The organism is Myxococcus guangdongensis (assembly GCF_024198255.1).
GTDB classification, from domain to species: Bacteria; Myxococcota; Myxococcia; order Myxococcales; family Myxococcaceae; genus Myxococcus; species Myxococcus guangdongensis.
In genome coordinates this window covers 218,562-240,182 of record NZ_JAJVKW010000002.1, presented here as the reverse complement: position 1 = coordinate 240,182, position 21,621 = coordinate 218,562, and the positions used below count along the sequence as shown (strand labels likewise).

19 protein-coding genes are annotated in these 21,621 nt (G+C 71.1%); 7 read left to right on the top strand and 12 right to left on the bottom strand.

Going from position 1 to position 21,621, the window contains the following annotated elements; all coding sequences use genetic code 11:
- Positions 1–29: 29 nt before the first annotated feature.
- Positions 30–674, bottom strand: a complete 645-nt coding sequence (locus LXT21_RS05815; protein WP_254037755.1) for a DUF3332 domain-containing protein — start codon at positions 672–674, stop codon at positions 30–32.
- Positions 675–812: 138 nt separating this feature from the next.
- On the opposite strand from LXT21_RS05815, the gene LXT21_RS05810 reads away from it, so the two are divergent.
- Positions 813–1,631: a M15 family metallopeptidase gene (locus LXT21_RS05810; protein ID WP_254037092.1), complete on the top strand. Its 819-nt coding sequence runs from the start codon at positions 813–815 to the stop codon at positions 1,629–1,631.
- 4 nt (positions 1,632–1,635) lie between these two features.
- Here LXT21_RS05810 and LXT21_RS05805 read toward each other — a convergent pair whose 3' ends face one another.
- The gene (locus tag LXT21_RS05805; RefSeq protein ID WP_254037091.1) at positions 1,636–3,000 is read right to left on the bottom strand and encodes a sigma 54-interacting transcriptional regulator; all 1,365 of its coding nucleotides are present in this window, start codon (positions 2,998–3,000) and stop codon (positions 1,636–1,638) included.
- Positions 3,001–3,128: 128 nt separating this feature from the next.
- Between LXT21_RS05805 and LXT21_RS05800 the strand changes: the two genes are divergently transcribed.
- The gene (locus LXT21_RS05800; RefSeq protein ID WP_254037090.1) at positions 3,129–5,819 is read left to right on the top strand and encodes an amidohydrolase family protein; all 2,691 of its coding nucleotides are present in this window, start codon (positions 3,129–3,131) and stop codon (positions 5,817–5,819) included.
- A gap of 96 nt (positions 5,820–5,915) precedes the next feature.
- Here LXT21_RS05800 and LXT21_RS05795 read toward each other — a convergent pair whose 3' ends face one another.
- On the bottom strand, positions 5,916–7,523 hold the full coding sequence (locus tag LXT21_RS05795; protein ID WP_254037089.1) for a ligand-binding sensor domain-containing protein: 1,608 nt from the start codon (positions 7,521–7,523) through the stop codon (positions 5,916–5,918).
- A 202-nt stretch (positions 7,524–7,725) separates the two neighbouring features.
- On the opposite strand from LXT21_RS05795, the gene LXT21_RS05790 reads away from it, so the two are divergent.
- Positions 7,726–8,424, top strand: a complete 699-nt coding sequence (locus LXT21_RS05790) for a class I SAM-dependent methyltransferase (protein WP_254037088.1) — start codon at positions 7,726–7,728, stop codon at positions 8,422–8,424.
- Between the two features lie 10 nt (positions 8,425–8,434).
- On the opposite strand, the gene LXT21_RS05785 is transcribed toward LXT21_RS05790, so the two are convergent.
- The gene (locus LXT21_RS05785; protein ID WP_254037087.1) at positions 8,435–9,127 is read right to left on the bottom strand and encodes a response regulator transcription factor; all 693 of its coding nucleotides are present in this window, start codon (positions 9,125–9,127) and stop codon (positions 8,435–8,437) included.
- Entirely contained in the window at positions 9,124–10,656 is a 1,533-nt protein-coding gene (locus LXT21_RS05780; protein ID WP_254037086.1) for a sensor histidine kinase, read from the bottom strand. Before LXT21_RS05780 ends, LXT21_RS05785 begins: the two co-directional genes overlap by 4 nt.
- 260 nt (positions 10,657–10,916) lie before the next feature.
- On the opposite strand from LXT21_RS05780, the gene LXT21_RS05775 reads away from it, so the two are divergent.
- Positions 10,917–12,911 carry a c-type cytochrome gene (locus LXT21_RS05775; RefSeq protein WP_254037085.1) on the top strand — a complete coding sequence of 665 codons (1,995 nt, stop codon included), beginning with the start codon at positions 10,917–10,919 and terminating at the stop codon, positions 12,909–12,911.
- Positions 12,912–12,926: 15 nt separating this feature from the next.
- Here LXT21_RS05775 and LXT21_RS05770 read toward each other — a convergent pair whose 3' ends face one another.
- From LXT21_RS05770 to LXT21_RS05760, 3 genes are read right to left on the bottom strand one after another with little or no spacing between them, the layout of a single operon-like run.
- The gene (locus tag LXT21_RS05770) at positions 12,927–13,304 is read right to left on the bottom strand and encodes a hypothetical protein (RefSeq protein ID WP_254037084.1); all 378 of its coding nucleotides are present in this window, start codon (positions 13,302–13,304) and stop codon (positions 12,927–12,929) included.
- A 24-nt stretch (positions 13,305–13,328) separates the two neighbouring features.
- Complete coding sequence (locus LXT21_RS05765) at positions 13,329–13,808, bottom strand: hypothetical protein (RefSeq protein WP_254037083.1); 480 nt, start codon at positions 13,806–13,808, stop codon at positions 13,329–13,331.
- A 58-nt stretch (positions 13,809–13,866) separates the two neighbouring features.
- Positions 13,867–14,448 (bottom strand): hypothetical protein, encoded by a 582-nt coding sequence (locus tag LXT21_RS05760; protein WP_254037082.1) that lies wholly within the window; start codon positions 14,446–14,448, stop codon positions 13,867–13,869.
- 186 nt (positions 14,449–14,634) lie between these two features.
- Here LXT21_RS05760 and LXT21_RS05755 point away from each other — a divergent pair, with 186 nt between their 5' ends.
- The 3 genes from LXT21_RS05755 to LXT21_RS05745 all read left to right on the top strand — a co-directional run bounded on the left by LXT21_RS05755 (position 14,635) and on the right by LXT21_RS05745 (position 17,941).
- Positions 14,635–15,594 (top strand): hypothetical protein, encoded by a 960-nt coding sequence (locus LXT21_RS05755; protein WP_254037081.1) that lies wholly within the window; start codon positions 14,635–14,637, stop codon positions 15,592–15,594.
- A gap of 36 nt (positions 15,595–15,630) precedes the next feature.
- Positions 15,631–16,632 carry an NAD(P)H-dependent glycerol-3-phosphate dehydrogenase gene (locus tag LXT21_RS05750; protein WP_254037080.1) on the top strand — a complete coding sequence of 334 codons (1,002 nt, stop codon included), beginning with the start codon at positions 15,631–15,633 and terminating at the stop codon, positions 16,630–16,632.
- Between the two features lie 70 nt (positions 16,633–16,702).
- The gene (locus tag LXT21_RS05745) at positions 16,703–17,941 is read left to right on the top strand and encodes an MFS transporter (protein WP_323394133.1); all 1,239 of its coding nucleotides are present in this window, start codon (positions 16,703–16,705) and stop codon (positions 17,939–17,941) included.
- 4 nt (positions 17,942–17,945) lie between these two features.
- Here the strand turns inward: LXT21_RS05745 and LXT21_RS05740 are convergent, their stop codons facing one another.
- The 4 genes from LXT21_RS05740 to LXT21_RS05725 are packed head-to-tail and all read right to left on the bottom strand — an operon-like array spanning position 17,946 to position 21,618.
- Positions 17,946–19,019: a M20/M25/M40 family metallo-hydrolase gene (locus LXT21_RS05740; RefSeq protein WP_254037079.1), complete on the bottom strand. Its 1,074-nt coding sequence runs from the start codon at positions 19,017–19,019 to the stop codon at positions 17,946–17,948.
- Positions 19,006–19,863, bottom strand: a complete 858-nt coding sequence (locus LXT21_RS05735; RefSeq protein ID WP_254037078.1) for a [LysW]-aminoadipate kinase — start codon at positions 19,861–19,863, stop codon at positions 19,006–19,008. The genes LXT21_RS05740 and LXT21_RS05735 overlap by 14 nt, the downstream gene beginning before the upstream one ends.
- Positions 19,860–20,642: an SDR family oxidoreductase gene (locus LXT21_RS05730; protein WP_254037077.1), complete on the bottom strand. Its 783-nt coding sequence runs from the start codon at positions 20,640–20,642 to the stop codon at positions 19,860–19,862. The genes LXT21_RS05735 and LXT21_RS05730 overlap by 4 nt, the downstream gene beginning before the upstream one ends.
- Positions 20,620–21,618, bottom strand: a complete 999-nt coding sequence (locus LXT21_RS05725) for a sulfotransferase (RefSeq protein ID WP_254037076.1) — start codon at positions 21,616–21,618, stop codon at positions 20,620–20,622. Before LXT21_RS05725 ends, LXT21_RS05730 begins: the two co-directional genes overlap by 23 nt.
- Positions 21,619–21,621 lie beyond the last annotated feature (3 nt).

Genomic DNA, 21,621 nt, shown 5'->3' with positions numbered 1-21,621 from the left:
GAGGTCCGGGCGTCGCCTCGCGTCGGCTGTCAGGGGGCCGCGCAGGTGTTGAGCGCGAGCCCCTGGGAGACGCGGGCCTGGTCCACGGTGTGACGGGCGAGCGCCGTGGCGCCGCCCTCCTCGTAGATGCGCCGCGCGAGCGCCAGCGCCTCTCCGCCGTGCACCGTCAGCGTCTTGCCCGCCGCGTCCGTCACCGTCACCGCGCCGTCCGCCGCGCCCTCCGCGCGGATGAGCAGCGCGCCCGCGTCGTCGCGAACCGCCATGCCGTCCTCCAGCGGCTCGAAGTAGCGGATGACGGGCTCCTGGCCCTCGCGCTCCAGCTCCAGCTTCATCACGCCGCTCTTGGCGTCGCGCGACATGCGCAGCACGTCCGTGGGGCTCAGGCGCACCACGCGGGTGCCGTCGTCCTCGCCGTCCACGCTGGACACGGGGTTGTTGCCGCTCCAGAACTCGATGCTGTTGATGACGAGCGCGTCGATGAGCGTGCCCAGTTGGTACACGGGCACGATGACGAGCACGAGGAACATCAGCCACTGCAAGAACTTCTCGCCCGAGATGTTCTTGTTGAACTGCCAGATTTTCTGCGTGAGCTTGAAGCTGCCGAAGCAGCCGGTCGCGTGCATCGAGATGAAACCGGCGCACAGCACGGCGAGCCAGGGAGACGGACGCTTCATCATGAACCCTCCTGGGGGGATGGAAGGACTGCGAAGGCAGACACACCATGCCACGTCGGATTTCCTCGGCACACCGCGTTCCCGGTTTCATCCGATGGACAGCACTTCCCAGCCCTCGGAGGTGCGAGGATGTGGAGGATGCCTTTCCCGCGCTTGTTGCCACAGGCCTTCGCCGCGTGGCTCCTGTCCCTGCCGGTGCACGCCGCGGAGCCCGTCGACGGCGGGACGCGCACGCAGCCTCGTGACGCCGCTGCGCCACCCGCGGCGCTCGCGTGTCTGGCCCGGTGGTATCCGGTGCTGACGCCCGCGCGGCTCGACTCCGGCTGGGGCTTCTCGTTGCCCGACGGGCGCTCCTTCCTGTTCGACGACGGACAGACGAAGTCGTTCGCCCGCAAGCTGGAGTCCCCGGACCTGGAGGACACGCTGTCCATTCCCTATCGCCAGGGGGCCATCACCCCGGTGACGGGCGAGGACGAGGACCCCGGCCGCATCCGCTTCGAGCCGCTGTTCGAGGCCACCTACGGCGCCGCCCGGGAGCAGGTGGACGTCGTCCCCATCGACTTCCTGGGCCAGCCCTTGAAGGTGAACCGGAAGGCCGCGCCCGCCTTCGAGCGCGTCAGCGCCCGGCTGGCCTCACTCGTCGCCAAGGACGCATCGCTCAAGCCCTATCTCCAGGGCGTGGGCGGCACGTTCGTCTGGCGCAACATCGCGAACACGAACCGGCGCAGCGCCCACTCGTACGGCGTCTCCATCGACCTGAACGTCGCGCGCTCGCACTACTGGGAATGGCAGAGGCCTCGAAAGCCGGTGCGCTGGCGCAACGCCATCCCCCAGGCCCTGGTGGACGCCTTCGAGGCGGAGGGCTTCATCTGGGGAGGCCGCTGGTACCACTACGACACGATGCACTTCGAGTACCGGCCGGAGCTGCTCGACCCCGCGTGCGCTCCGGCCCGGTGATGCGTCAGTCGCCTTCGCTCTGCACCAGCCCGTACTTGTGGAGCAGCGAGTAGAGGTGCTTGCGGTCCAGCTCCGCCTCGCGAGCGGCGCGGGCGATGTTGCCCTTGGCGCGGCCCAACAGGCGCGTGAGGTACTCGCGCTCGAAGGCGCGGATGAGCTCGTCCTTGCACACCTTGAACGGGCCGGTGAACTCGGCGGGCAGGAAGTCGCCGGCGGGGGCGGGGGGCTCGCGGGTGAACTCTCGCAGGAGCGCGTCTCCGGCCAGCTCCGGGATGTCCACCATGTGTCGCGCGCGCTCGAGCGCGTTGCGCAGCTCGCGCACGTTGCCCGGCCAGGTGTGTCCGTTGAACTGCTCGCGAATCTTCTCCGGCAGCCGCAGCCACAGGCCCTCGCCCGCGAAGGCGTCCACCAGCAGCGGGATGTCCTCCTTGCGGTCTCTCAGGGGCGGCAGGCTGACGGTGAACACGGAGAGGCGGAAGTAGAGGTCCTCGCGGAAGCGGCCCGCCTGCGTCTCGGCCCAGAGGTCCTTCTTGCTCGCGACGACGATGCGCGCGTCGAACGAGATGGGCGTGGAGGCGCCGAGCCGGCGGAACTCGCGGTCTTCAATCGCCCGCAGCAGCTTGGGCTGGAGGTCCAGCGCCAGGTCGTCGATTTCGTCGAGGAACAGCGTGCCGCCGTTGGCGCGCTCCAGACAGCCGATGCGCTGGCTGACGGCGCCGGTGAACGCCCCCTTCTCGTGGCCGAACAGCTCGCTCTCGATGAGGGAGTCGGAGACGCTGGCGCAGTCGAAGACGACGAGCGGCCCGGACGTGCGGGGGCTCAACTTGTGGATGGCCTTGGCCGCGGCGCCCTTGCCGGAGCCCGTCTCCCCCACGAGCAGCAGCGTCGAGTCCGTGGGCGCGATGCGCTGGAGCAGGGCGAAGATCTGCCGCATCGGCAGGCTGCGGCCCACCAAGTCTCCCAGCCGGTCCTCCAGCGTGGGCTCCACCTGCACGGGGGCCAGCTGCGGGCTGAAGCGCAGGCGGACATCGCCCACCTCGAGCAGCGCGCCGGGCCGCAGGTACGCCTCGCGCACCTGGGCGCCGTCCAGGAAGGTGCCGTTGGTGGAGCCCAGGTCCTGGACGAGGAAGCGGTCTCCCTGCCGGCGCACCACCAGGTGGTTGCGGCTCACCGTGGGGTGGTCGATGACGACGTCGTTGTCGGGCGCCTTGCCGACGCGCAGCGCTTCGTTGGCGAGCGGGAAGACGGTGCCGGCGCGCTCGGTGTCGAGGAGGACGAGGTGGAATTGCTGCGCGGAGAGTCGCTCACCCTGGCCTCGCGCGTTGATGACGGTGTGCGAGGGGATGGGGGCTGGGGGCAGAGGGGGCATGACCGGGCGGGGATTCTAGACGGCTTCTCGTCGCGAGGTGACTTCCTGTCGGGTGGGGTTCAGCCCGCCCTCCAGCCGACCGGGCATGGTTGGAGCCCCAGGGGGCCGTGATACGACGGGCCACCCCCATGCGCTCCTCCTCCCTGCTCCTGCTGCTGGCCTCCGCCTGCGCCACCGCGCCGCGGGCTCCCACCCCCACCACCCCCGCCGAGGCGCCCTCCGGGCCCACGCGCGTCTGGAAACAGCCGCGCGCGGTGGTGGTGCGCCACGCCATGGTGCTGCCCGCCTCCGGCCCGGCCATCGAGGACGGCGCGGTGGCCTGGGTGGACGGCAAGCTGACGGCGGTGGGGCGCAACGCCGAGGTCACGAGTCCCCCAGGCGCCGAGGAGGTGGACGGCACCGGCCTCTACGTCACCCCGGGCATCATCGACGCCCACAGCCACCTGGGCGTCTATGCGTCGCCCGAGTCCTTCTCCAACTCGGATGGCAACGAGGCCACCGCGCCGGTGACGGCGGAGGTCTCCGCGGAGCACTCGTTCTGGCCGCAGGACCCCGGGCTCCGCCGCGCCGCGGCGGGCGGTGTCACGTCCCTGTTGGTGCTGCCCGGGAGCGCCAACCTGATTGGCGGCCGGGGCTTCCCGGTGAAGCTGCACTTCGGTCGCTCGGCGGCGGAGGTCCGCTTCCCGGGGGCGAAGGACGCGCTGAAGATGGCGTGCGGTGAGAACCCCCGGCGCGTCTACGGCGCGGGGCGCAACATGGCGCCCGCCACCCGCATGGCCAACGTGGCCGGCTACCGGCAGGCCTTCGCCCAGGCCCGCGACTACATGGCCAAGCGGGACGAGTGGACGAAGAAGAAGGAGAAGAGCCCGGACGAGGCGGGGCCGGAGCCGATGCGCGACTTGAAGCTGGAGACGCTCGCGGAGGTGCTGCGCGGCAACCTGCTCGTGCAGAACCACTGCTACCGCGCGGACGAGATGGAGGTGATGCTCCAGGTGGCCCAGGAGGCGGGCTACACCATCCGCGCCTTCCATCACGCGCTGGAGGCCTACAAGGTCCGCGACAGCCTGGCCGCCAAGGGCGTGGCGGTGGCGACGTGGGCGGACTGGTGGGGCTTCAAGTTGGAGGCGTGGGACGGCATCCCGGAGAACGCGGGCCTGGTGTCGCAGGTGGGCGGCAAGGCCGTCATCCACTCCGACTCCGCCTATGGCATCCAGCGGCTGAACCAGGAGGCGGGCAAGGCGATGTGGCGCGCGCGGGAGTCGGGCATCCCGATTCCGGAGGAGGAGGCGCTGCGCTGGGTGACGCTGAACGCCGCGTGGGTGATGGGCGTGGAGGGTGTCACCGGCTCGCTGGAGCCGGGGAAGATGGCGGACGTGGTGCTGTGGAAGGGCCACCCGCTGAGCGTCTACGCGCGGGCCCAGCGGGTGTGGGCGGACGGCGTGGTGACGTTCGACGCCGCCGAAGGCGCGGTGGAGGCGAGCGACTTCGAGGTGGGCGAGATGGCACAGGGCCCGGCGAAGCTGGTGGCCGCGTCCGCGCCGGTGCCGTCGCTGTCGGACCTGGGCCTCACCGAGCGCTGCGACGTGACGAAGACGCGCGAGTGCGCGCAGCCCCTGGCGCTGGGCACCGAGTCCTGCACCGTGTTCCAGGGCGTGACGGCCTTCACGGGCACCGCCTGGGTGAAGGGCGCCACGGTGGTGGTGGACGGCGGCAAGGTCTCCAGCGTGCGACAGCAGGGCGAGGGCGGCGCGGTGCCGTCCAACTGCCGCGCGGTGGAGGGCAAGGGCCGCGTGCTGACGCCGGGGCTGGTGGACCCGCTCACGCAGCTCGGGTTGGTGGAGGTGGGCGCGGAGGTGTCGACGCAGGACGACGGGCTGCGCGGCGAGGCGGCGAAGCGCGACGTGCGCGCGGCGCTGGTGTCCGCGGAGGACGTCAACCCGGTCTCCGCCGCGTTCGCGGTGGCGCGGCTGGGCGGTGTCACCAGCGCGCTGACGGTGCAGCATGGCGGGCTCATCTCGGGACAGAGCGCGCTCGTGTCGATGGACGGCGCGATTCGGCGCACGCCCCTGGCGATGCACCTCAGCCTGGGCATCGGCGGGCGGGACGCGGTGTCGGGCTCGCGGGCGCTGGTGCTGGAGCGGCTGCGCGAGGTGCTGTCGGACGCGCGCGAGTACGGCCGGCGCAAGGGTGACTTCGAGCAGCGGCGCATGCGCGACGTGGGCGCGAGCCGGTTGGATTTGGAGGCGCTGCAGCCGGTGCTCGCGGGCACGCTGCCGGTGGTGATGGTGGCGCAGAAGGCGTCGGACATCCGGGCCGCGCTGACGCTCGCGCGCGAGTACAACCTGAAGCTCGTCATCGCCGGAGCCAGCGAGGCGTGGCTGGTGGCGAAGGAGCTGGCGGACGCGAAGGTGCCGGTGATTCTGCAGCCCACGCAGAACCTGCCCCTGGACTTCGACCGGCTGAACAGCCGGCTGGATGCGTCGGCGCTGCTCGGCGCGGCGGGCGTGAAGGTGCTGTTCTCCGTGCTGGGCGAGCCCGGCATGGTGCGCACGCTGGCGCAGGAGGCGGGCAACGCGGTGGCCTGGGGCCTGCCGCACACCGAGGCGCTCAAGGCGATGACGTCGAACGTCGCGGACGCGCTCAACCTGCCGGTGGGGCGGCTGGCCCCGGGAGCGACGGCGGACGTGGTGCTGTGGAACGGAGACCCGCTGGAGTCGGCCACGCGGCCGGTGGGCATGTGGCTGGCGGGGCGGCAGGTGCCGCTGGTCAGCCGTCAGCAGGCCCTCTTCGAGAAGCACCGCGCGCTGCCTGCGAAGTAGCGCGCGGCCTTCCGCGGAAATTAACCACGCGGCGACCGGCCCCCGAGGAGGACGGCCGCCGCGTGCCTTCATCGGGACACGAGGCGCGGGCCCGACTCAGTTCCCTTCATAGATGCCGATGACCCCCGCCACCCACTTCTGGGTGGTGGTGTCCTGGTAGCCCAGGAAGGACACCAGCATCCGCCGGCCACCGCCGGAAGCATCCGCCTGGATGTCGCTGACCCGGGACATCCCGTAGCGGCGACCGAACACGTCCAGGCCATGGTTCGTGATGTTGCCGCCCTTGACGCGCGACAGGCCGCCGCCCCACGACGCGCCCGTCCAGATGCTGCCGTCGGACGGGTCCTTGCCGAGCGCGGACAGGTACTTGTCCACCAGCCCCGAGCCCTTGCTCAGGTGCCCCAGCACCGCGCCGTTCGCGTCGATGCGCACCAGGCCGTTGCTGAAGGAGCTCAGCCACACCGTGCCGTCGTTGGCCACCACCGCGCCGGAGATGTTGTCCGGCACGCGCTCGGCGGGCTTCGAGTACTCGGGCTTGGCGTCCGGCCACAAATCCAGCTTGTTGCTGGAGTCGTTCTCCGAGCCCGTCTGCGCGCGCCAGAAGTTGCCGCCCAGCGTGCCGTAGCGGAAGCGCGTGGTGCGGTCCGAGCCGCCGAACCAGACGTCGCCGCCCGGGTCCACCGCCACGCCGTAGTACGCGTCCGTCAGCAGAATCACCCGGCCGTTGGCGTCCAGCGCGTTGACGTGCGGGTGCACGTGCTCGAACACGCCGGTGCAGTTGAGCTGGCCGTTGCACATGGGCGCGCCCTGGAACTCCGCGTTGCCGCGCGCGAAGCCGTGGTTGCCGCCGAACCAGATGCTGTTGGTGTGCTTGTCGTAGCGCAGCCGCAGGATGTTGCAGAGCTTCTCGCGCCCGCGGCGCTCCGCGGCCACCACGTTGGGGCCGGAGAAGATGTCGTAGTGGATGACGTCCAGCGTGCCGTCGCCGTTGAGCGACACCTTGTCCGCGTCACCGCTCTTGTAGCGCGCGGGGTCGGGGCTGGGGCCGTCCCAGTTGTTCTCGCAGTGCTCGGAGCCCTTGCCAGGCATGCCCTCGTAGCCGACGAAGACGGTGCCCGCCTTGCCACCCGCCACGGAGATGACCTTCAGGTACTTGGCGCCCGGCGGCGTGCTGCCGTCGTCCATGTACCCGTACGGACGCAGGCCGTCCTCCATGCCGTAGCGCACGAAGCGCTCCGCGCCGCGCTTGAGCAGGAACAGGCCCTCCTCGCCGCCGGCCACCCAGATGTTGCCCGCCTCGTCGGCGCTCACGCCGTACACGGTGAGCGGGCCGCCCTGGTCCGCGCCGTAGAAGCGCCAGCCGGACGCCGAGGGCAGCGGGGGAATCTCCGCGTCCGCGCGCGGGTCCGGCGTCGTCGGACCGCCACCGCCATCCGGCGTCCCCGCATCCGGCTCGGTGGGCGTGCCCGCGTCGGGCTCCGGGGGCGTCCCGGCGTCGGGCTCGGTGGGCTCGCCACCTCCGCCGTCCGGCGTGCCCGCGTCCGTCCCGTCCGAGGGGCCCGGACGCTCGGGCGGTGGGCCCGGGTCGTCCATGCCTGGGTTGTCCTGCTGCGACTCGTCGCCGCTCTTGGAGTCGCAACCCGCCACGGTCCACATCGCGCCCGCCATGAAGAGCGCACCCGCCCAGCGCCATCCCCGCGTCATCCGCATCCACCCCGCGAAACCCGGACCGCCCCGGATGGGCGACCGTCGTCCGGGCACCTGCATCGCAAGGCCGATGCCAGGGTTTACCGCCGCTCCAAGCCGCCCTTCGTCCGCTCCCGGACAGCGGATGGGCAATCGGCTGCCCTCCCAGGGCAAGTCGCTGTCCCGAAGACCCCAGCAAACGTGCTAGTGGCTTGCCTCCATGGGTGGGAACGACGCGCGAGGTCGCACACCGCTGTCCCTGGTGGGCCAGGAGCCGGACCTCCTCTTCTACACGCGGCAGGCGGCCGAGCACGGCGCGCCAGTGTTGGTCCTGGGCGCCGCCAACGGCCGGGTGGTCTGGGCCCTGGCCGAGCACGGCTACACCGCGGTGGGCGTGGACCCCTCCGAGGTGATGATCCGCTCCGCCGAGGAGCGCCGCGCCTCGGAGCCCACGGAGGTCTCCAACCGCGCCCGCTTCCTCGTCGCGGACCCCAGGGCGCTCCGGATGCCGGACCGCTTCCCGCTCGTCCTCGCCCCCCAGCACGCCCTGGGGTTGATGCCGGGCAACGACGATTTGGAGGCGTTCCTCGCGACGGTGCGCCACCACCTCACGCCCGACGGCACCTTCGTCTACGACGTGCTCAACACGCCGCGCGAGCCGGTGCTCCCGCGCGATGACGAGGAGCCCAACGCGGGCCTCGAGCCGCGCCGCCCGCTGTTCGCCCTGCACCTGCGCGAGCGCAAGCAGCCGGGCGTGCCCAGCCCCATCCGCCGGCTCAAGCTGCGGCACTTCTCGCCCCAGGAGCTGGACGCGGCCCTCAACGCCGCGGGCTTCATCCCGCGCGAGCGCTACGGGCGCTTCGACGGCAAGCCCTTCGACCTGGAGGACTCGCGCCACATCGGCGTGGCGGGGCCGTGAGCCCGAAGGGCTACTTCTCGAAGCGGTAGCCCAGGCCCCGGACGGTGACGAAGTGGCGGGGCTCCTCGGGGTTCGGCTCGAACTTCAGGCGCAGCTGGCGCATGAAGTTGTCCACCGTGCGCGCGCTGCCCTCGTAGTGGTAGCCCCACGCGCCGGACAGGAGCTCCTCGCGGGTGAAGGTGCGCTCCGGGTGCGCCAGGAAGTGCGCCAGCAGCTTGAACTCCTGCGCGGTGAGCTCCACGGCCGCGCCGCTCCGGGCCACGGTGCGCGCGTTCATGTCCACGCTGACGTCGCCGAACGTCACCGGCGGCGCGGCCCCCAGCGTCGGGTAGCGCCGGCGCAGCACGGCCTTGATTCGCGCCAGCAGCTCCTGGAGGCCGAAGGGCTTCACCACGTAGTCGTCCGCGCCCAGGTTGAGGCCCAGAATCTTGTCGGTCTCCATGCCCTTGGCGGACAGGACGACGACGGGGGTGTCGCGGCCGCGCTGGCGCAGCTCCTTGAGCAGCTCGAAGCCGTTGAGCTCCGGGAGCATCAAATCCAGCACCATCAGGTCCGGGTTGTCGTCCAGCGCGCGCTGCAGGCCGGTGCGGCCGTCCTGGGCCTGGAGCACCTCGTAGCCCTCGAAGCGCAGGTTCATGGAGAGGCCGGTGAGGATGGACAGGTCATCCTCCACCACCAGGATGCGCCGCGTCGTGTCGCTCATGCCTTCTGCACCGGAAGGTGGATGGTGAACCGGCTGCCACGGCCCAGCTCGCTCTTCACGGCGATGCGTCCGCCGTGCGCCTCGATGATACGCCGGGCGATGGCCAGCCCCAGCCCGCTGCCCTCCGTCTTTCGCGTCAGCAGGTTGTCCACCCGGTAGAAGCGCTCGAAGATGCGCTTGCGTTCCTTCGGAGCGATTCCCACGCCGTTGTCCTCCACCGCCAGGTCAATCCACCGGCCGGAGCGGTGCGCGCTCAGCTGGATGCGCCGGTCCGCCGGCCCGCTGTACTTGTAGGCATTCTGCAGCAGGTTGAGCAGCGCGCCCGCGACGGCTTCCTTGTCCACGTCCACGCGCGGCAAGTCATTGGCCACGTCCACCTTCAGGTCCACGCCGCCCTCCAGCCGCTGGGCGCGGAAGGCGGACACGGCGGTGTCCACCACGTCCGTCACCGGCATGGGCTCGCGCTGGTACACCTTGCGTCCGCCCTCGATGCGCGACCAGTCCAGCACCCGCTCGATGAAGATGGACAGCCGCTCCGTCTCGCGCGTCAGCAGGGTGAGCACCTCCTGCATCTGCGCCGGGTCCTTGAGGCGTCCCAGGGCGAGCGTCTCGATGAACATGCGGATGGAGGTGAGCGGCGTGCGCAGCTCGTGGCTCACCAGGGACACGAAGTCCGTCTTCATGCGCGACAGCCGCGCTTCGCGGTACAGCACGCGGCCGGTGTAGGCGACGCCGAAGGTGAGCGTCAGGTAGAAGAGCCCCAGGAGCACGCCGTACACGGCGCGGTTGCGCGTGGAGGCGCGGGCCACGGGGTCCTCGCCGGTGGGCAGCACCACCAGCCGGAAGTCCTGGAGGGGCGGGGACAGCACGCGCTCGGCGAGCACCTGGGGACCCAGCGCGCTCGCGCGAGCCTGGGCCACCTCGGACACGAGCTTGCCCATGAGGCCACCCTCGGTGGGGGACTCCCGGGGCACGGGCATGAGGCCGAAGCGCACCGGCTCGCTGGACACGGTGCGTGGCTCCACCTGCTCCGTCATCAGCGTCTCCAGGGCGCGCACGGACAGGCGCACGCCGCGCACGACGGCGCCGTCACGCTCGGCCACGACGACGACGGAGCGTCCACCGGTGGACAGGGAGAAGAAGGTGGGGGCCTCGGGGAGCGAGCCGACCTCTGGCAGCACGGTGCCCAGGGCCTCGGCGAGCTGGGGGTCCTCGGTGATGGCGCGGCCGCCCTCCAACTGGAAGGTGCCGTCGGGCTCGGAGAGGATGCGGCCGTCGGCGGCCTCCAGGCGCAGGGTGCCGGCCTCCTGCTCGAGCCGGGCCTCGGCGAGCTGACGGGGCAGCTCCTGGGAGAGCGTCTCCAGCGTCCCGCGCCACGCGGCCTCCAGGCGCTTCTCCACCGCGGCGCGCTCGTTGATGATGGCCACCACGCCGAAGCCGGACAGGCCCGCGGAGGGCAGCACCACCAGGATGATGAGCAGCGCGAAGGTGCGCCGGAAGCTCAGGATGACGGAGGACGAACGGGACACGTCCTACTCCTTTACTCCCACCCGGTGCCACACGCTCGTGGCGTTTCATCCTGGGGGGCGGCGAGGCCGTCTGTCCGGCACCCGGAGTCCGCCCCGGGAGGCCATCGACTTCGCGGGGGGTCTGGTGCAAGCATGGCGGGCTCGCGGGGGAGGCGAGCGACCAGGGCCGGGCGTGTCCTCCCCCTTCGACACAGCGCGGCATCTCCGACGATGAGACACGGTGGATGGGGGTCCCGTCGGGGGACGCGAGAGGAGGCTTCATGAAGCGGCACCTTCTGGCCGGAGTCCTGGCGGCGGCGCTCGGGCTGTGTGCGTGCGAGGACCGCTCCACGGGAGCGGCGTGGACCAACGCCTCGGGCTCGGTGGCGCTCAGCCGGGATGACGCCTTCCTGTACGTGGTGGACGCGGACACCGGCGTGCTCGCCGTGGTGGAGACCGCGAGCGGACAGAAGGTGGGCGAGGTGAAGGTCGGCACCGGGCCGGAGCGGGTGGTGGTGGGCCCGGACGACACCGTCTACGTCTCCAACCGTGGAGCCCGCAGCGTGTCCGTCATCCGTCGGGGTGACTGGAACGAGGCCGCGCGGGTGGCGGTGGGCGTGGAGCCCATGGGCATGACGGTGTCTCCCAACGGGGACACGCTCTACGTGGTGAACAGCACGGCGCTGGACTCCTCGGTGTACGGCACGTTGATGGCCGTGGACACGCGCACGTTGGAGGTGCGCTGGGAGTTGCCGGTGGGCGAGGAGCCGCGCGGCGTCGCGCTGGTGGACGGTGGGCGCCGGGCGCTCGTCAGTCTGTTCCGGCACGCGGACCTGGTGACGGTGGACCTGTCGGACGCGCACCAGCCGCGCATGCAGCGTGAGGGCACGGACCTGTACACGCGGGCGAATACGCAGCAGGGCATGGCGGCGGATGAGCCGTTTCCCATGCCCTTGTCGAACGCGCTCTTCCGTCCGAGGGGCATGGCGGACGTGGTGGTGTCGCCGGAGGGCGCGCGGGCCTTCGCGCCGACCTTGTGGGCGCGCGAGGACTCGCTCACCAGTGATGGCCGGGGCCCTGGGGGCTCGCTCTACGGTGGAGGTGGGCCGTGCAACACGGCGGGCGTGGTGGCGCCGGGCCTGTTGACGTTCAACACGGAGGACGGCTCGCCCCGGGTGGATGACCTGGACCGGTGTCGGCCGCCGCCGAGCGAGGAGCCGGACTTCCCGCCGTCGACCATCGTCAGCCCGGAGTCGAGTCACCCCATCCAGGGGCCGGTGGCGGCGGTGGTGGACCCGTCGGGGCAGTGGCTGTTCCTGGTGAACCGCGAGACGGACAACGTGGCGGTCCTCCCGACGCAGCGGCGCACGGGGCTGGACTTGACGGGGGAGCGGGCCAGCACGGTGCGGCAGTTGGTGCGAGTGGGCTCGGGGCCCAGCGGCATCGCGATGACGCGGGACGGGCGCAAGGTGTACGTCTACAACGCGTTCGACCACACGGTGACGACGCTGGTGAACGACGGCTCGGGGAACGTGGCGAACGTGCGCACGCAGGGGGCGCCGATTCCGGTGGTGGGGGAGGACGTGCTGACGGCGCAGGAGGCGGCGGGGCGCAAGCTGTTCTACTCGGCGTTGGATTCACGGATGACGAGTGCGGGGGTGGCGGCGTCGTGTGCGTCGTGTCACCTGGACGGGCGGGATGACGGACACGTGTGGGGCTTCCCGGACGGGCCGCGTCAGACGCCGAGCCTGGCGGGGCGGAAGGTGACCGAGACGGGGCCGTTCCACTGGAGCGGAGAGTTCCCCTCGATGAGGGACTTCCTGGACGCGACGGTGCGAGGGCGGATGGGCGGCACGTCGCTGGATGGGGTGATGGTGGCGCAGCTGTCCGCGTTCATCGACGTGATTCCCACGCCGGACAATCCGTATCGGGGCTCGGCGCTGACGGCGGCGCAGGCGCGGGGTGAGCAGGTGTTCAAGAAGGCCGCGTGTGACACGTGTCACGAGGGCGAGCACTTCACGAACAACAAGCAGGCGGACGTGGGGACCTTCATCACCACGGGGCCAATGCGCGACGACGACAACACGCGCAAGCGCGGGTTGAACACGCCGTCGCTGTTGGGTCTGGCGCGCACGGCGCCGTACCTGCACGACGGCAGCGCGCTGTCACTCAAGGGCCGGCTGATGCAGGGACGTGAGTCCAACAAGCACGGCACCACCGCGGACCTCACCGAGACCGAGGTCGACGACCTGGTGGAGTACCTGCGCACGCTGTGAGGTGTGCGCGGCTCGTCAGGGGCGGGGCGTGCCCAGTTCCTCGGGGAGCGGTGTCCGGAGGAATCGCTTTCCCGTGGGGAGGACCACGACCTGGAAGCCCTGTCCCACGATACGCACGAGTTCTCCGTGTGAACCCGCTCCGCTGGCGAGCCATTCATCCGCCAGTGCTCGTGTCGCGAAGTCCTGGGTGACGCGAACCTCGGAGGCCGGGTCCGAGAACTCTGCTCGATACTGGAGGAACGCATCCATCTGATGCGTGTGTCTGAGATAGAGCAGGGCGATGCCAGCCAGTTGGAGGGCCTCGTCCTCCTTGGACCCAGGCTCGTAATGGCCACCGGCCTCGTCGAGGAGGCGCAGCGTCGTCTCCATGTCGAAGTTCTTGGGAGTCGTCATGGTGCGTCTTGCTCTTTTCTAGGGTTAGAGCGCGAGCGGCGCGAGGACCAGCGCGCCACTGCCTCCCGTCGAGATGATGAACGCAACGCCAGCGACGACCACGACGGTGCCGATGAGCACCTCGGTCTTGTGTTCGCCGAGCCAGTCGATGGCGCTCTCCATGCTGGAGAACCGAAGTGTTGTCGGTTGAGGGCGTCTCGCGGACTGCTCCGCTGCCTGGGTACAGTCCATATAGGCCTCGCGGCATTTCTCCGTGCAGTACTCATGATGCTTGCCGGTGCCGGGCTTGATGCTTCTCAGGGGTGGAGTGGAGTTCCAGCATCGGTCGAAGCACGCGACGTGTTCGGCATCGCAGTCACGTGAACCAGAGCCACCAAAGCCCGACCAGTCTTCAGCAATGACGTAGATGCGACGCTCGGGCCGCGGGGCATGAGCGCAGCCTCCAGCCAGCAGGGTCGGGGTCAGTAGAAGTGCAGGCCAGCCGCGAAGGATGAGGCGAAGCATCTTGGCTTCTCCAGGGAGAGGGCCGCATCCAACTGGAAAGCCATGATTTCTTGCCAGATCAATTCGTCCCGGAGTCCAGCTCGGGCTCCGGTGGTGGCGGTGCGCGGAAGGAGTCCGGACGCGTGGCGCCGAGCGCGAGGCGGGCCACGTCCAGCGCCTGCTCCGGCGAGCCCCCGAGCCACGTGACGATGAGCGCGCACGGCGTGTCGTCATCCCACGCCATCACCTGCAACATCCCCTGCGCCGGAGCCCTGCGCGCCGCCGCCTTGCCGAGCGCCGGAATCTCCTCGCCGCCCAGGTTCAACGTCGGCTGCAACAGCGCCTGCGTGTCCGCTTGTGAATAGTGCGGCTTGCAGTCCCACGTCACCGACACCGTGACGTCCTTCTCCGACGCCGAGCGGAACGTGCACAGCGGACCGCACGTCGGACACGCCCGGTCCTCCTTCATCGTGAAGCCCGGCAGCATGGACTCGCGCACGTCCGAGGGCAGCAGCACCTCGCACGCGGGCAGCGTCGCGTTGACCGTCGCCACCCGCGTCCCCGCTCCCGCATCCGCGTCCGCCTCCGTCGTCGCGCGCGAGCGACACGCCAACCCCATGGCCAGTGTCACCCACAACGCCACGCGCCCTCCTGCCCTCATCCCGTAGCTCTCCTCGGTCGCCCACCGTCCGGCGCGCCGCGGATGGTAGACCGGTGCGGCGCCGCCGAGGACACGTTTCCCACCGCCCCCTGCCCACCAGCCAACGGGGCATACCCAGGGTCGCGCTCCGTCCCGCACCCGGCTCGTGTCCCTCCCGCGCCGTGGACTAAGCTTGCGGCCGTCTCCATGCCCTCCGTCCGCTTCCTCCTGGTGCCGCTCGCCCTCACCCTGGGGCATGCCACCTCCTGGGCCCAGGTCCCGGTGGTCCGCACCCCTCCGCCCGAGAAGCGACCGTGGGACCCCTCGGCTCCACAGCCCTCCGAGCAGGTGCCCGCGCCTTCCAGGAACGACGCCCCGGACGCCGCCTGGACCGGCTTCCCCGGCGCCACCTCCGCGCCCACCGGCCCGGACGCCGCGCCGCTGCCTCGCCTGCCCGAGGTCCCACCCCTCGTCCCCGTGCCGGACGACGAGGAGCCCGTCTCCGTCGCCCCCTCGACCCCGCGCCTCCCCGAGCCCCCACCCGGTCCTCCCCCTGTCCCCAACCGCGTCAGCCTCCTGGGCGCGCGCTCCGTGGGCCCGGGTGGCGTGGCCGTGGGCCTGTCACTCGGCTTCCCCGTCGTCTCCGCCCGCGCCGCGCTGGGCGTGCTGCCCCGCGTCGACGTGCTCGCGGGCTTCGACACCCTCTACGGGATGATGAACGAGCCGCGCCTGGGGCTGCGCTGGACGGCGCTGGACGGTGGCCCGCGCTGGAGCCTGGGCGTGGTGGTGGAGGGCAGCCACGCGTTCTTCCTGCGCTCGGCCAGCATGGAGGACCGGGGCGCGCGCTACCTGAGCGGACGCCGTAACTGGAACGTCATGCCCGGCCTCGTCGGCACCTTCCAGATGCGAGGCCCCCGCGCCCCGCGCCTCTTCGCCGACGTGCGTTATCACGTGGCCCTGGACACCGAGCCCATCCAGCGCACGCCCCTGGGCGGACTGCCGCCGGACCTGGTGTCCTCCGGCTCCGTGCCCGTGCGCCTGGGCGCCGAAGTGCCGCTGAGCGAGAAAACGTCCTACTCTGTCTCCCTGGGCGGCGACTTCCGCGGCCGCTCCGAGGACGCGACCTTCATGCCGGTCGTCTCCATCGGCATCGTCACCGGCCTCTAGCGCCGGTGCCCTCCACCCCCTCGAACGAGGTCTTCCATGCGTGGCAGTGTCATCGGCTCAGGCTCCTTCGGTACCGCCCTGGCGAACGTGCTGGCTGCGAACTGCGAGGACGTCCGCCTCTGGGGCCGTGAGCCGACGGTGGTGGACGCCATCAACACGCGGCACGAGAACCCCACCTACCTGCCTGGCATCCCCATCTCCGAGCGCGTGCGCGCCACGCTGGACCTGCAGGATGCGCTCGACGGCGCGGAGTTGGTGGTGCTCGCCACGCCCAGCCACGCCACGCGCCAGGTGCTCGCGCGCGCCAAGGACTTCCTGCCGCGCAACGTGCCCATCATCACCGTGTCCAAGGGCATCGAGAACGAGACGCTCCTGACGATGACGGAGCTGCTCGAGGACTGTCTGCCCGAGGAGTTCCACCCGTACATCGCCGTGCTGTCCGGCCCCAGCTTCGCCAAGGAGCTGGCGCGGCGCATGCCCACGGTGGTCACCATCGCCTCGCACTGGGACAAGGTGGCGGTGCGCTGCCAGAAGGCGCTGCAGACGGAGACCTTCCGCAGCTACACCTCCACCGACGTGGTGGGCGTGCAGTACGGCGGCGCGCTGAAGAACGTCATCGCCATCGCCGCGGGCATGGCGGACGGCCTGGGCATGGGCCACAACGCGCGCGCGGCCATCATCACGCGCGGCCTGGCGGAAATCACCCGGCTGGCGGTGCGCAAGGGCGCCAACCCCCTGACGCTCTCGGGCCTGTCCGGCATGGGCGACCTGGTCCTCACGTGCACCGGCGAGCTCAGCCGCAACCGGCACGTGGGCATGGAGCTGGGCAAGGGCAAGAAGCTGGCGGACATCCTCGGGCAGATGAAGGAGGTCGCCGAGGGCGTGAAGACGGCGCGCAGCGCGCGTGACCTGTCGCTCAAGACGGGCGTGGAGCTGCCCATCTGCCATCAGGTCTACCTGATTGCCTACGAGGACAAGAACGCCAAGATGGCGGTGGTGGACCTGATGACGCGTCAGCCCAAGTCCGAGCTCGTCTGAGGCGTGTCCGCATGTGGGCCCCGCGCGCTGTTCCGGCGCGCGCCGGGGTGCTGTTAGAAACCGGGCTCGCGTGTCCATCTCGAGCCTGGCGTCCCTGCCGTCCTTCCGTGCCTTCCGTCACCGGGAGTTCCTCGCGGTGTGGTCGGGGGCGCTCGTCTCCAACGTGGGCACGTGGATGGAGGTGCTCGCGCTGGGCGTCTTCGTCACGAAGGTGACGGGGCGCGCGGAGTGGACGGGCGGGGTGGCGGCGCTGACGTACCTGCCCTCGCTCATCCTGTCGCCCTTGGGCGGCGCGCTGGCGGACCGGTTCGACCGGCGCAAGTACGTCGCGGTGTGCGCCGCGTCCCAGGCGCTGCTCGCGGCGGTGCTGGCGACGCTGGCCTTCACGGGGAACCTCACCGTGCAGGCGGTGGCGGCAATCTCCCTCCTCAACGGCTGCGTGCACGTGCTGTCGGGGCCGGCGTACACGGCGCTGGTGGCGGGGCTGGTGGCGAAGGAGGACCTGCACAGCGCGATGACGCTGATGTCGGCGCAGTTCAACCTGGGGCGCATCGTGGGGCCGGTGCTGGCGGCGGGGTTGCTCGCGGCGGGCAACGTGGCCTGGGTGATGGTGGCGAACACGCTGTCGTTCTTCGCGGTGTTGTTCGCGGTGGCGCAGGTGCGCGCGGAGCCCAAGGCTTCGCTGCCCGCGTCCTCCCGAGGGCTGTGGGGCGACATCCTGGAGGGCGCGCGGCTGGCGCGGGGTGACTCGGGCATCCGCCTGGCGATGGTGGCGTTGTTCCTGCTCGCGTTGTTCATCTCGCCCTTCATCGCGTTGGTGCCGGTGTTCGCGCTCCAGGTGTTCGGCGCGGATGCGTCCGCCGCGTCGGTGCTCATCGCGGTGCAGGGCGTGGGAGCGCTCGTCGCGTCGGGGCTGGTGGGCGGCTTCGCGGTGCGTTGGGGCAAGGACCGGGTGGTGGACCTGTCCATGATGTTGATGGGGCCGGTGACGATGGCGTACTGGCTGTCGCCCACGCTGCCCGTGGCGATGGGGACGATGTTCTTCCTGGGCGCGGTGTATCTGGTGGTGATGACGGGGCTGAGCACGCGCAACCAGGAGCGCACGCCGCGCGAGCTGCAGGGCCGGGTGAGCAGCCTCGCGATGCTGCTCATCAACGTGGGCTACTCGGTGGGCGTCTGGGCGCAGGGCGCGCTCGCGGACCGGGTGGGCGTGCGCGGAGTCACGGCGACGGCGGCGGCGCTGTTCTTCCTGTCGATGGTGGGGCTGCGTTGGCAGCGCCCTCGCACGGCGGACGTCGCGAGCACCTGACGGTTCAGCCCGGGGTGCTGGCCTTGTTCGGCAGGAGCGCGAGCACGCGGGCCAGCACGGCGACGCCTTCTTCGTACTCGCCCAGTTCGATGTGCTCGTCGGGCGTGTGGTCCAGCGCCGAGTCACCCGGGCCGTAGGCGACGGTGGGCACGGCCCAGGTGTCCGCGACGGTGTTCCAGTCGGAGGTGCCCGTCTTCACGCGAAGGGTGGGGCGCGCGCCGCGCTCGCGGATGGACTGCTTGAAGGCGCGGGTGAGCGGGTCATTGCCCTCGGCGGACACGGCGCCCTTGCGGGACACCGTCTTCACCGAGATGTCGGGCACGCGGGTGAGGCACGCGAGCAGTGCGTCCACGTCGCTGGTGGGGCCGGTGCGGATGTTGATGTTCGCGGTGGCCCACTCGGTGTCGTGGTCGGTGCCCGTGTGGAAGGACAGGAGCGAGGGCAGGTCCTGCTCGAAGAGGGTGCAGCCCGCGTTGCGCTCGTCGCAGCGGCGGCGCAGGGCGTTCCAGGCGTCGACGAGGTGCTCGGCGGGGGCGCGATAGTTGCGGCTGGCGGTGTGCTTGCGCGCGGCGCGGTACTCGAGCTCCAGCCGGACGAGGCCCTTGTAGCCGAGGGTGATGGCGTGAGCGCCGCTGGGCTCGCCGTTGACGACGAAGTCCGGACGGTGGTGCTCGCGAGCGTGGAGCGCGCCTCGGGTGATGGCGACCTCTTCCTCCACACAGCCGAGGAGGAGGAAGCGCTTGCCGGCGCGCTCGGTGTCGTCGAGCAGCTCCGCGGCTTCGATGAACGCGGCCAGCGCGCCCTTGGCGTCCACCGCGCCACGGCCGAACAGGCGTGTACCTTCGAGGCGCACGGGGATGTCGCCGGGCACGGTGTCGATGTGGCCCAGCAGCGCGACGCAGGTGTCGCCGTCACCGAGGCTGGCCACGGTGTTGCCCATCTCGTCGACATGGGCGCGCCAGCCGCGCCGCTCCAGGCGGTCCGCGAGCGCGCGGGAGAAGTCGCGCTCCTGGTGGCTGGGGCTGTAGTGCTCCAGCATCCACCGCAACAGCTCCGAGCTCGCCTCACGCACCCGCATCAGCCACCTTCACACCCGAAGAAGTGAGCTTCGTTCCCGCCTCGCCCGCCAGCGCGGACAGCACGGGGCGAGGCGCCGCCGAGGCCGTGACGTGCGCGGACAGCACGCCTCCCGCGAGCGCACGCCGCGCGGCCTCCAGCTTGTAGCGCATGCGCCCCCGCGCGAAGCCCATGACCCGCTCGACATCCGCACTTTCACGGATGAGCGACGTGGGGTCCGCTGGGTCCTCGAGCAGCCCCGCCACATTGGACAGCATCACCAGCGCGCGAGCCCCCAGCGCGGAGGCGATGGCGGCGGCCACCTGGTCCGCGTCCACGTTCACCAGCGTCCCATCCTCCGTCACCGCCGGAGGACACACGACCGGCGTCTGGCCCGCGTCGAGCAGTACGCCGAGCAGCCGCGTGTTCACCTCGACAATCTCGCCAGCCAGGTGCGTACGGTCGATGCGCGTGCGAGTGCCGTCCTGGAGCTTCAAGGGCGGCCTGCGCCGCGCCACCAGCACCCGCCCATCCGCGCCGCACATCCCCATCGCGGGGACACTGCGCGACAGCAGCGCGAGCACCGCGCGCTTGTTGACGTCCCCCACCCACGCCATCGTCAGCACGCGCAGCGTGGCCTCGTTCGTCAGCCGCACCACGTTGCCGGAGGCCGTCAGCGCCTCCGTGCGCTCCATGCCCAACGAGGCCAGCAGCGAGTCACCGGCCTCCGAACCACCATTCACCACGATGACGCGCTCGCCACGCTGACGCAGCTCCGCCACGTCGGCGCAGACGTTCTCCAGGTCCACGCCCGCGGCGCCGCCAATCTTCACCACCAGCGGCGCGGGCTGGGACACGGTGCTCATCCGATGACGCTCGCGCCGCCGTCGATGAGCTGCACCGTGCCCGTGATGAACGACGCTCGCTCGCTGGCGAGGAACGCGGCCGCCGCGGCGAACTCCTCCGGCTCGCCCACCCGGCGCAGCGGAATGTGCGCGGCCATGGCCCGAAGCCCCGCCTCCACATCGCCCGAGGTGTTGGTCCCCGCCGTGCGCTCCACGGGCGGCGTGCGCGTATAGCCCGGCGCGAGCACGTTGACGGTGACGCCGCAGTCCCCCAGCTCCTGCACCAGCGCGGAAGCGAAGCCCACGATGCCCAGCCGCGCCGTCGCGGACAGGGCGAAGCGCGCCACCGGCCGCACCACCGTCTCCGACGTGATGAGCAAGAGCCGTCCCCACTTCGCGGCCTTCATGTACGGCAGCGAGGCCAGGGCCAGGTTGATGGCCGGCAGCATCACCGTGTCGACGGCCTCCTGGTACGCGGTGATGTCGAACTTCGTCGCCGGCCCCGGCGGAGGCCCCGCGCTGTTCGTCACCACGATGTGGGGACCGCCCAGCCGGCTGGCCACGTCCTCCACCCACGCCTTCGCGGCGCCGTGCTCCTTCAGGTCCACGCGCGTGGCGAGCACCTTGCCGCCGCGCGACAGCGAGCGCAGGTGCGCCTCGGCTCGCGCCAGCCGCTCGGCGTCCCGCGCGCCGATGGCGACATGCGCGCCCTCCTTCACCAGCTCCTCGGCCACCGCCAGCCCCAGTCCACTGGAGCCACCGGCGATGAGCGCGACCTTATGACTGAGTCCCAGTTCCAAGGCTCCCCCTCCCAGTGTCCGACGTGTTCTTGGCGGGCTCGGCTCCAGAGCCGACGTCCACGGGGGCCGGCGGTCCCCGGTACTGGTAGCGCCCCGTCAGCGGCCACGCGAGCGCGGACACCAACGTCTTCACCTTCGCCGGCAGCTCCTTGCGCCACGCATCGTCGCCGGGCCGCAGCAGCGTCGAGCCACTGAGGAACCGGTCCGGGTTGCCGGTGACGGTGTGGTTGCGGCCCAGCACCACCGTGCGCCCCTTCACCGGATTCACCGAGCGGTCCACCTGGATGAGCTCCAGCAGCGAATCGAGGGTGGCCTGCGGCGACGCGATGAAGTCCTCGTAGCGCAGGAACAGCGAGCGCTCCGGGTGACGCCGGGTGACCAGCTCCGAGGCCACGTTGAAGCCCAGCCAGTACGCGGTGCTGCGCGCGGCGGACATCGGGACGACGTACTGCTTCGTCTTCGTCCACGAGTGCGCCACCGCGCGAGGGTCTCGCACCAGGTGCAGGTAGTACGGCGTGATTCCGTCCACGTGCGGAAGCAGCGCCGCCTCGGAGGGGAACTTCCCGCTGTCCACGATGATGTGGCTGCCAGTCGCGTCCGCGATGGTGCGGTACGTCCGCGCGAGCAGCTCCGCGTGCTCGTACAACTCAGGCGAGGGCATCCGCTGACGCAGCACGCGCCAGGTGTGCCGCGTGCGCACCGTGTCCAGCTGTCGGCGCACCACCCGCGCGGCGTGGCCCTGGGGGGACTCACCCGGCGCCACGCCCTGCTCCAGCACCTTGGCCCAGAGGGCGCACTGCACCAGCGGCGTGCCGCAGCCGCACATCGTGTTGGAGCCGTTCCCGTAGGCGTTCTTCCACAGGAAGCTCAGCTCGCCGGTGTGGAAGCAGCCCTCCACCTCGTTGAGCACGTTGCCGATGATGGTGCTGCCGCTGCGGCACCAGCCGGTGATGTAGAGGACGGTCAGCGTGCTCATGGG

Coding starts and splice junctions, on each gene's coding strand:
- LXT21_RS05815 (WP_254037755.1), bottom strand. CDS start 674: ATGAAGCGTCCGTCTCCCTGGCTCGCCGTGCTGTGCGCCGGTTTCATC.
- LXT21_RS05810 (WP_254037092.1), top strand. CDS start 813: ATGCCTTTCCCGCGCTTGTTGCCACAGGCCTTCGCCGCGTGGCTCCTG.
- LXT21_RS05805 (WP_254037091.1), bottom strand. CDS start 3,000: ATGCCCCCTCTGCCCCCAGCCCCCATCCCCTCGCACACCGTCATCAAC.
- LXT21_RS05800 (WP_254037090.1), top strand. CDS start 3,129: ATGCGCTCCTCCTCCCTGCTCCTGCTGCTGGCCTCCGCCTGCGCCACC.
- LXT21_RS05795 (WP_254037089.1), bottom strand. CDS start 7,523: ATGACGCGGGGATGGCGCTGGGCGGGTGCGCTCTTCATGGCGGGCGCG.
- LXT21_RS05790 (WP_254037088.1), top strand. CDS start 7,726: ATGGGTGGGAACGACGCGCGAGGTCGCACACCGCTGTCCCTGGTGGGC.
- LXT21_RS05785 (WP_254037087.1), bottom strand. CDS start 9,127: ATGAGCGACACGACGCGGCGCATCCTGGTGGTGGAGGATGACCTGTCC.
- LXT21_RS05775 (WP_254037085.1), top strand. CDS start 10,917: ATGAAGCGGCACCTTCTGGCCGGAGTCCTGGCGGCGGCGCTCGGGCTG.
- LXT21_RS05770 (WP_254037084.1), bottom strand. CDS start 13,304: ATGACGACTCCCAAGAACTTCGACATGGAGACGACGCTGCGCCTCCTC.
- LXT21_RS05765 (WP_254037083.1), bottom strand. CDS start 13,808: ATGCTTCGCCTCATCCTTCGCGGCTGGCCTGCACTTCTACTGACCCCG.
- LXT21_RS05760 (WP_254037082.1), bottom strand. CDS start 14,448: ATGAGGGCAGGAGGGCGCGTGGCGTTGTGGGTGACACTGGCCATGGGG.
- LXT21_RS05755 (WP_254037081.1), top strand. CDS start 14,635: ATGCCCTCCGTCCGCTTCCTCCTGGTGCCGCTCGCCCTCACCCTGGGG.
- LXT21_RS05750 (WP_254037080.1), top strand. CDS start 15,631: ATGCGTGGCAGTGTCATCGGCTCAGGCTCCTTCGGTACCGCCCTGGCG.
- LXT21_RS05740 (WP_254037079.1), bottom strand. CDS start 19,019: ATGCGGGTGCGTGAGGCGAGCTCGGAGCTGTTGCGGTGGATGCTGGAG.
- LXT21_RS05735 (WP_254037078.1), bottom strand. CDS start 19,863: ATGAGCACCGTGTCCCAGCCCGCGCCGCTGGTGGTGAAGATTGGCGGC.
- LXT21_RS05725 (WP_254037076.1), bottom strand. CDS start 21,618: ATGAGCACGCTGACCGTCCTCTACATCACCGGCTGGTGCCGCAGCGGC.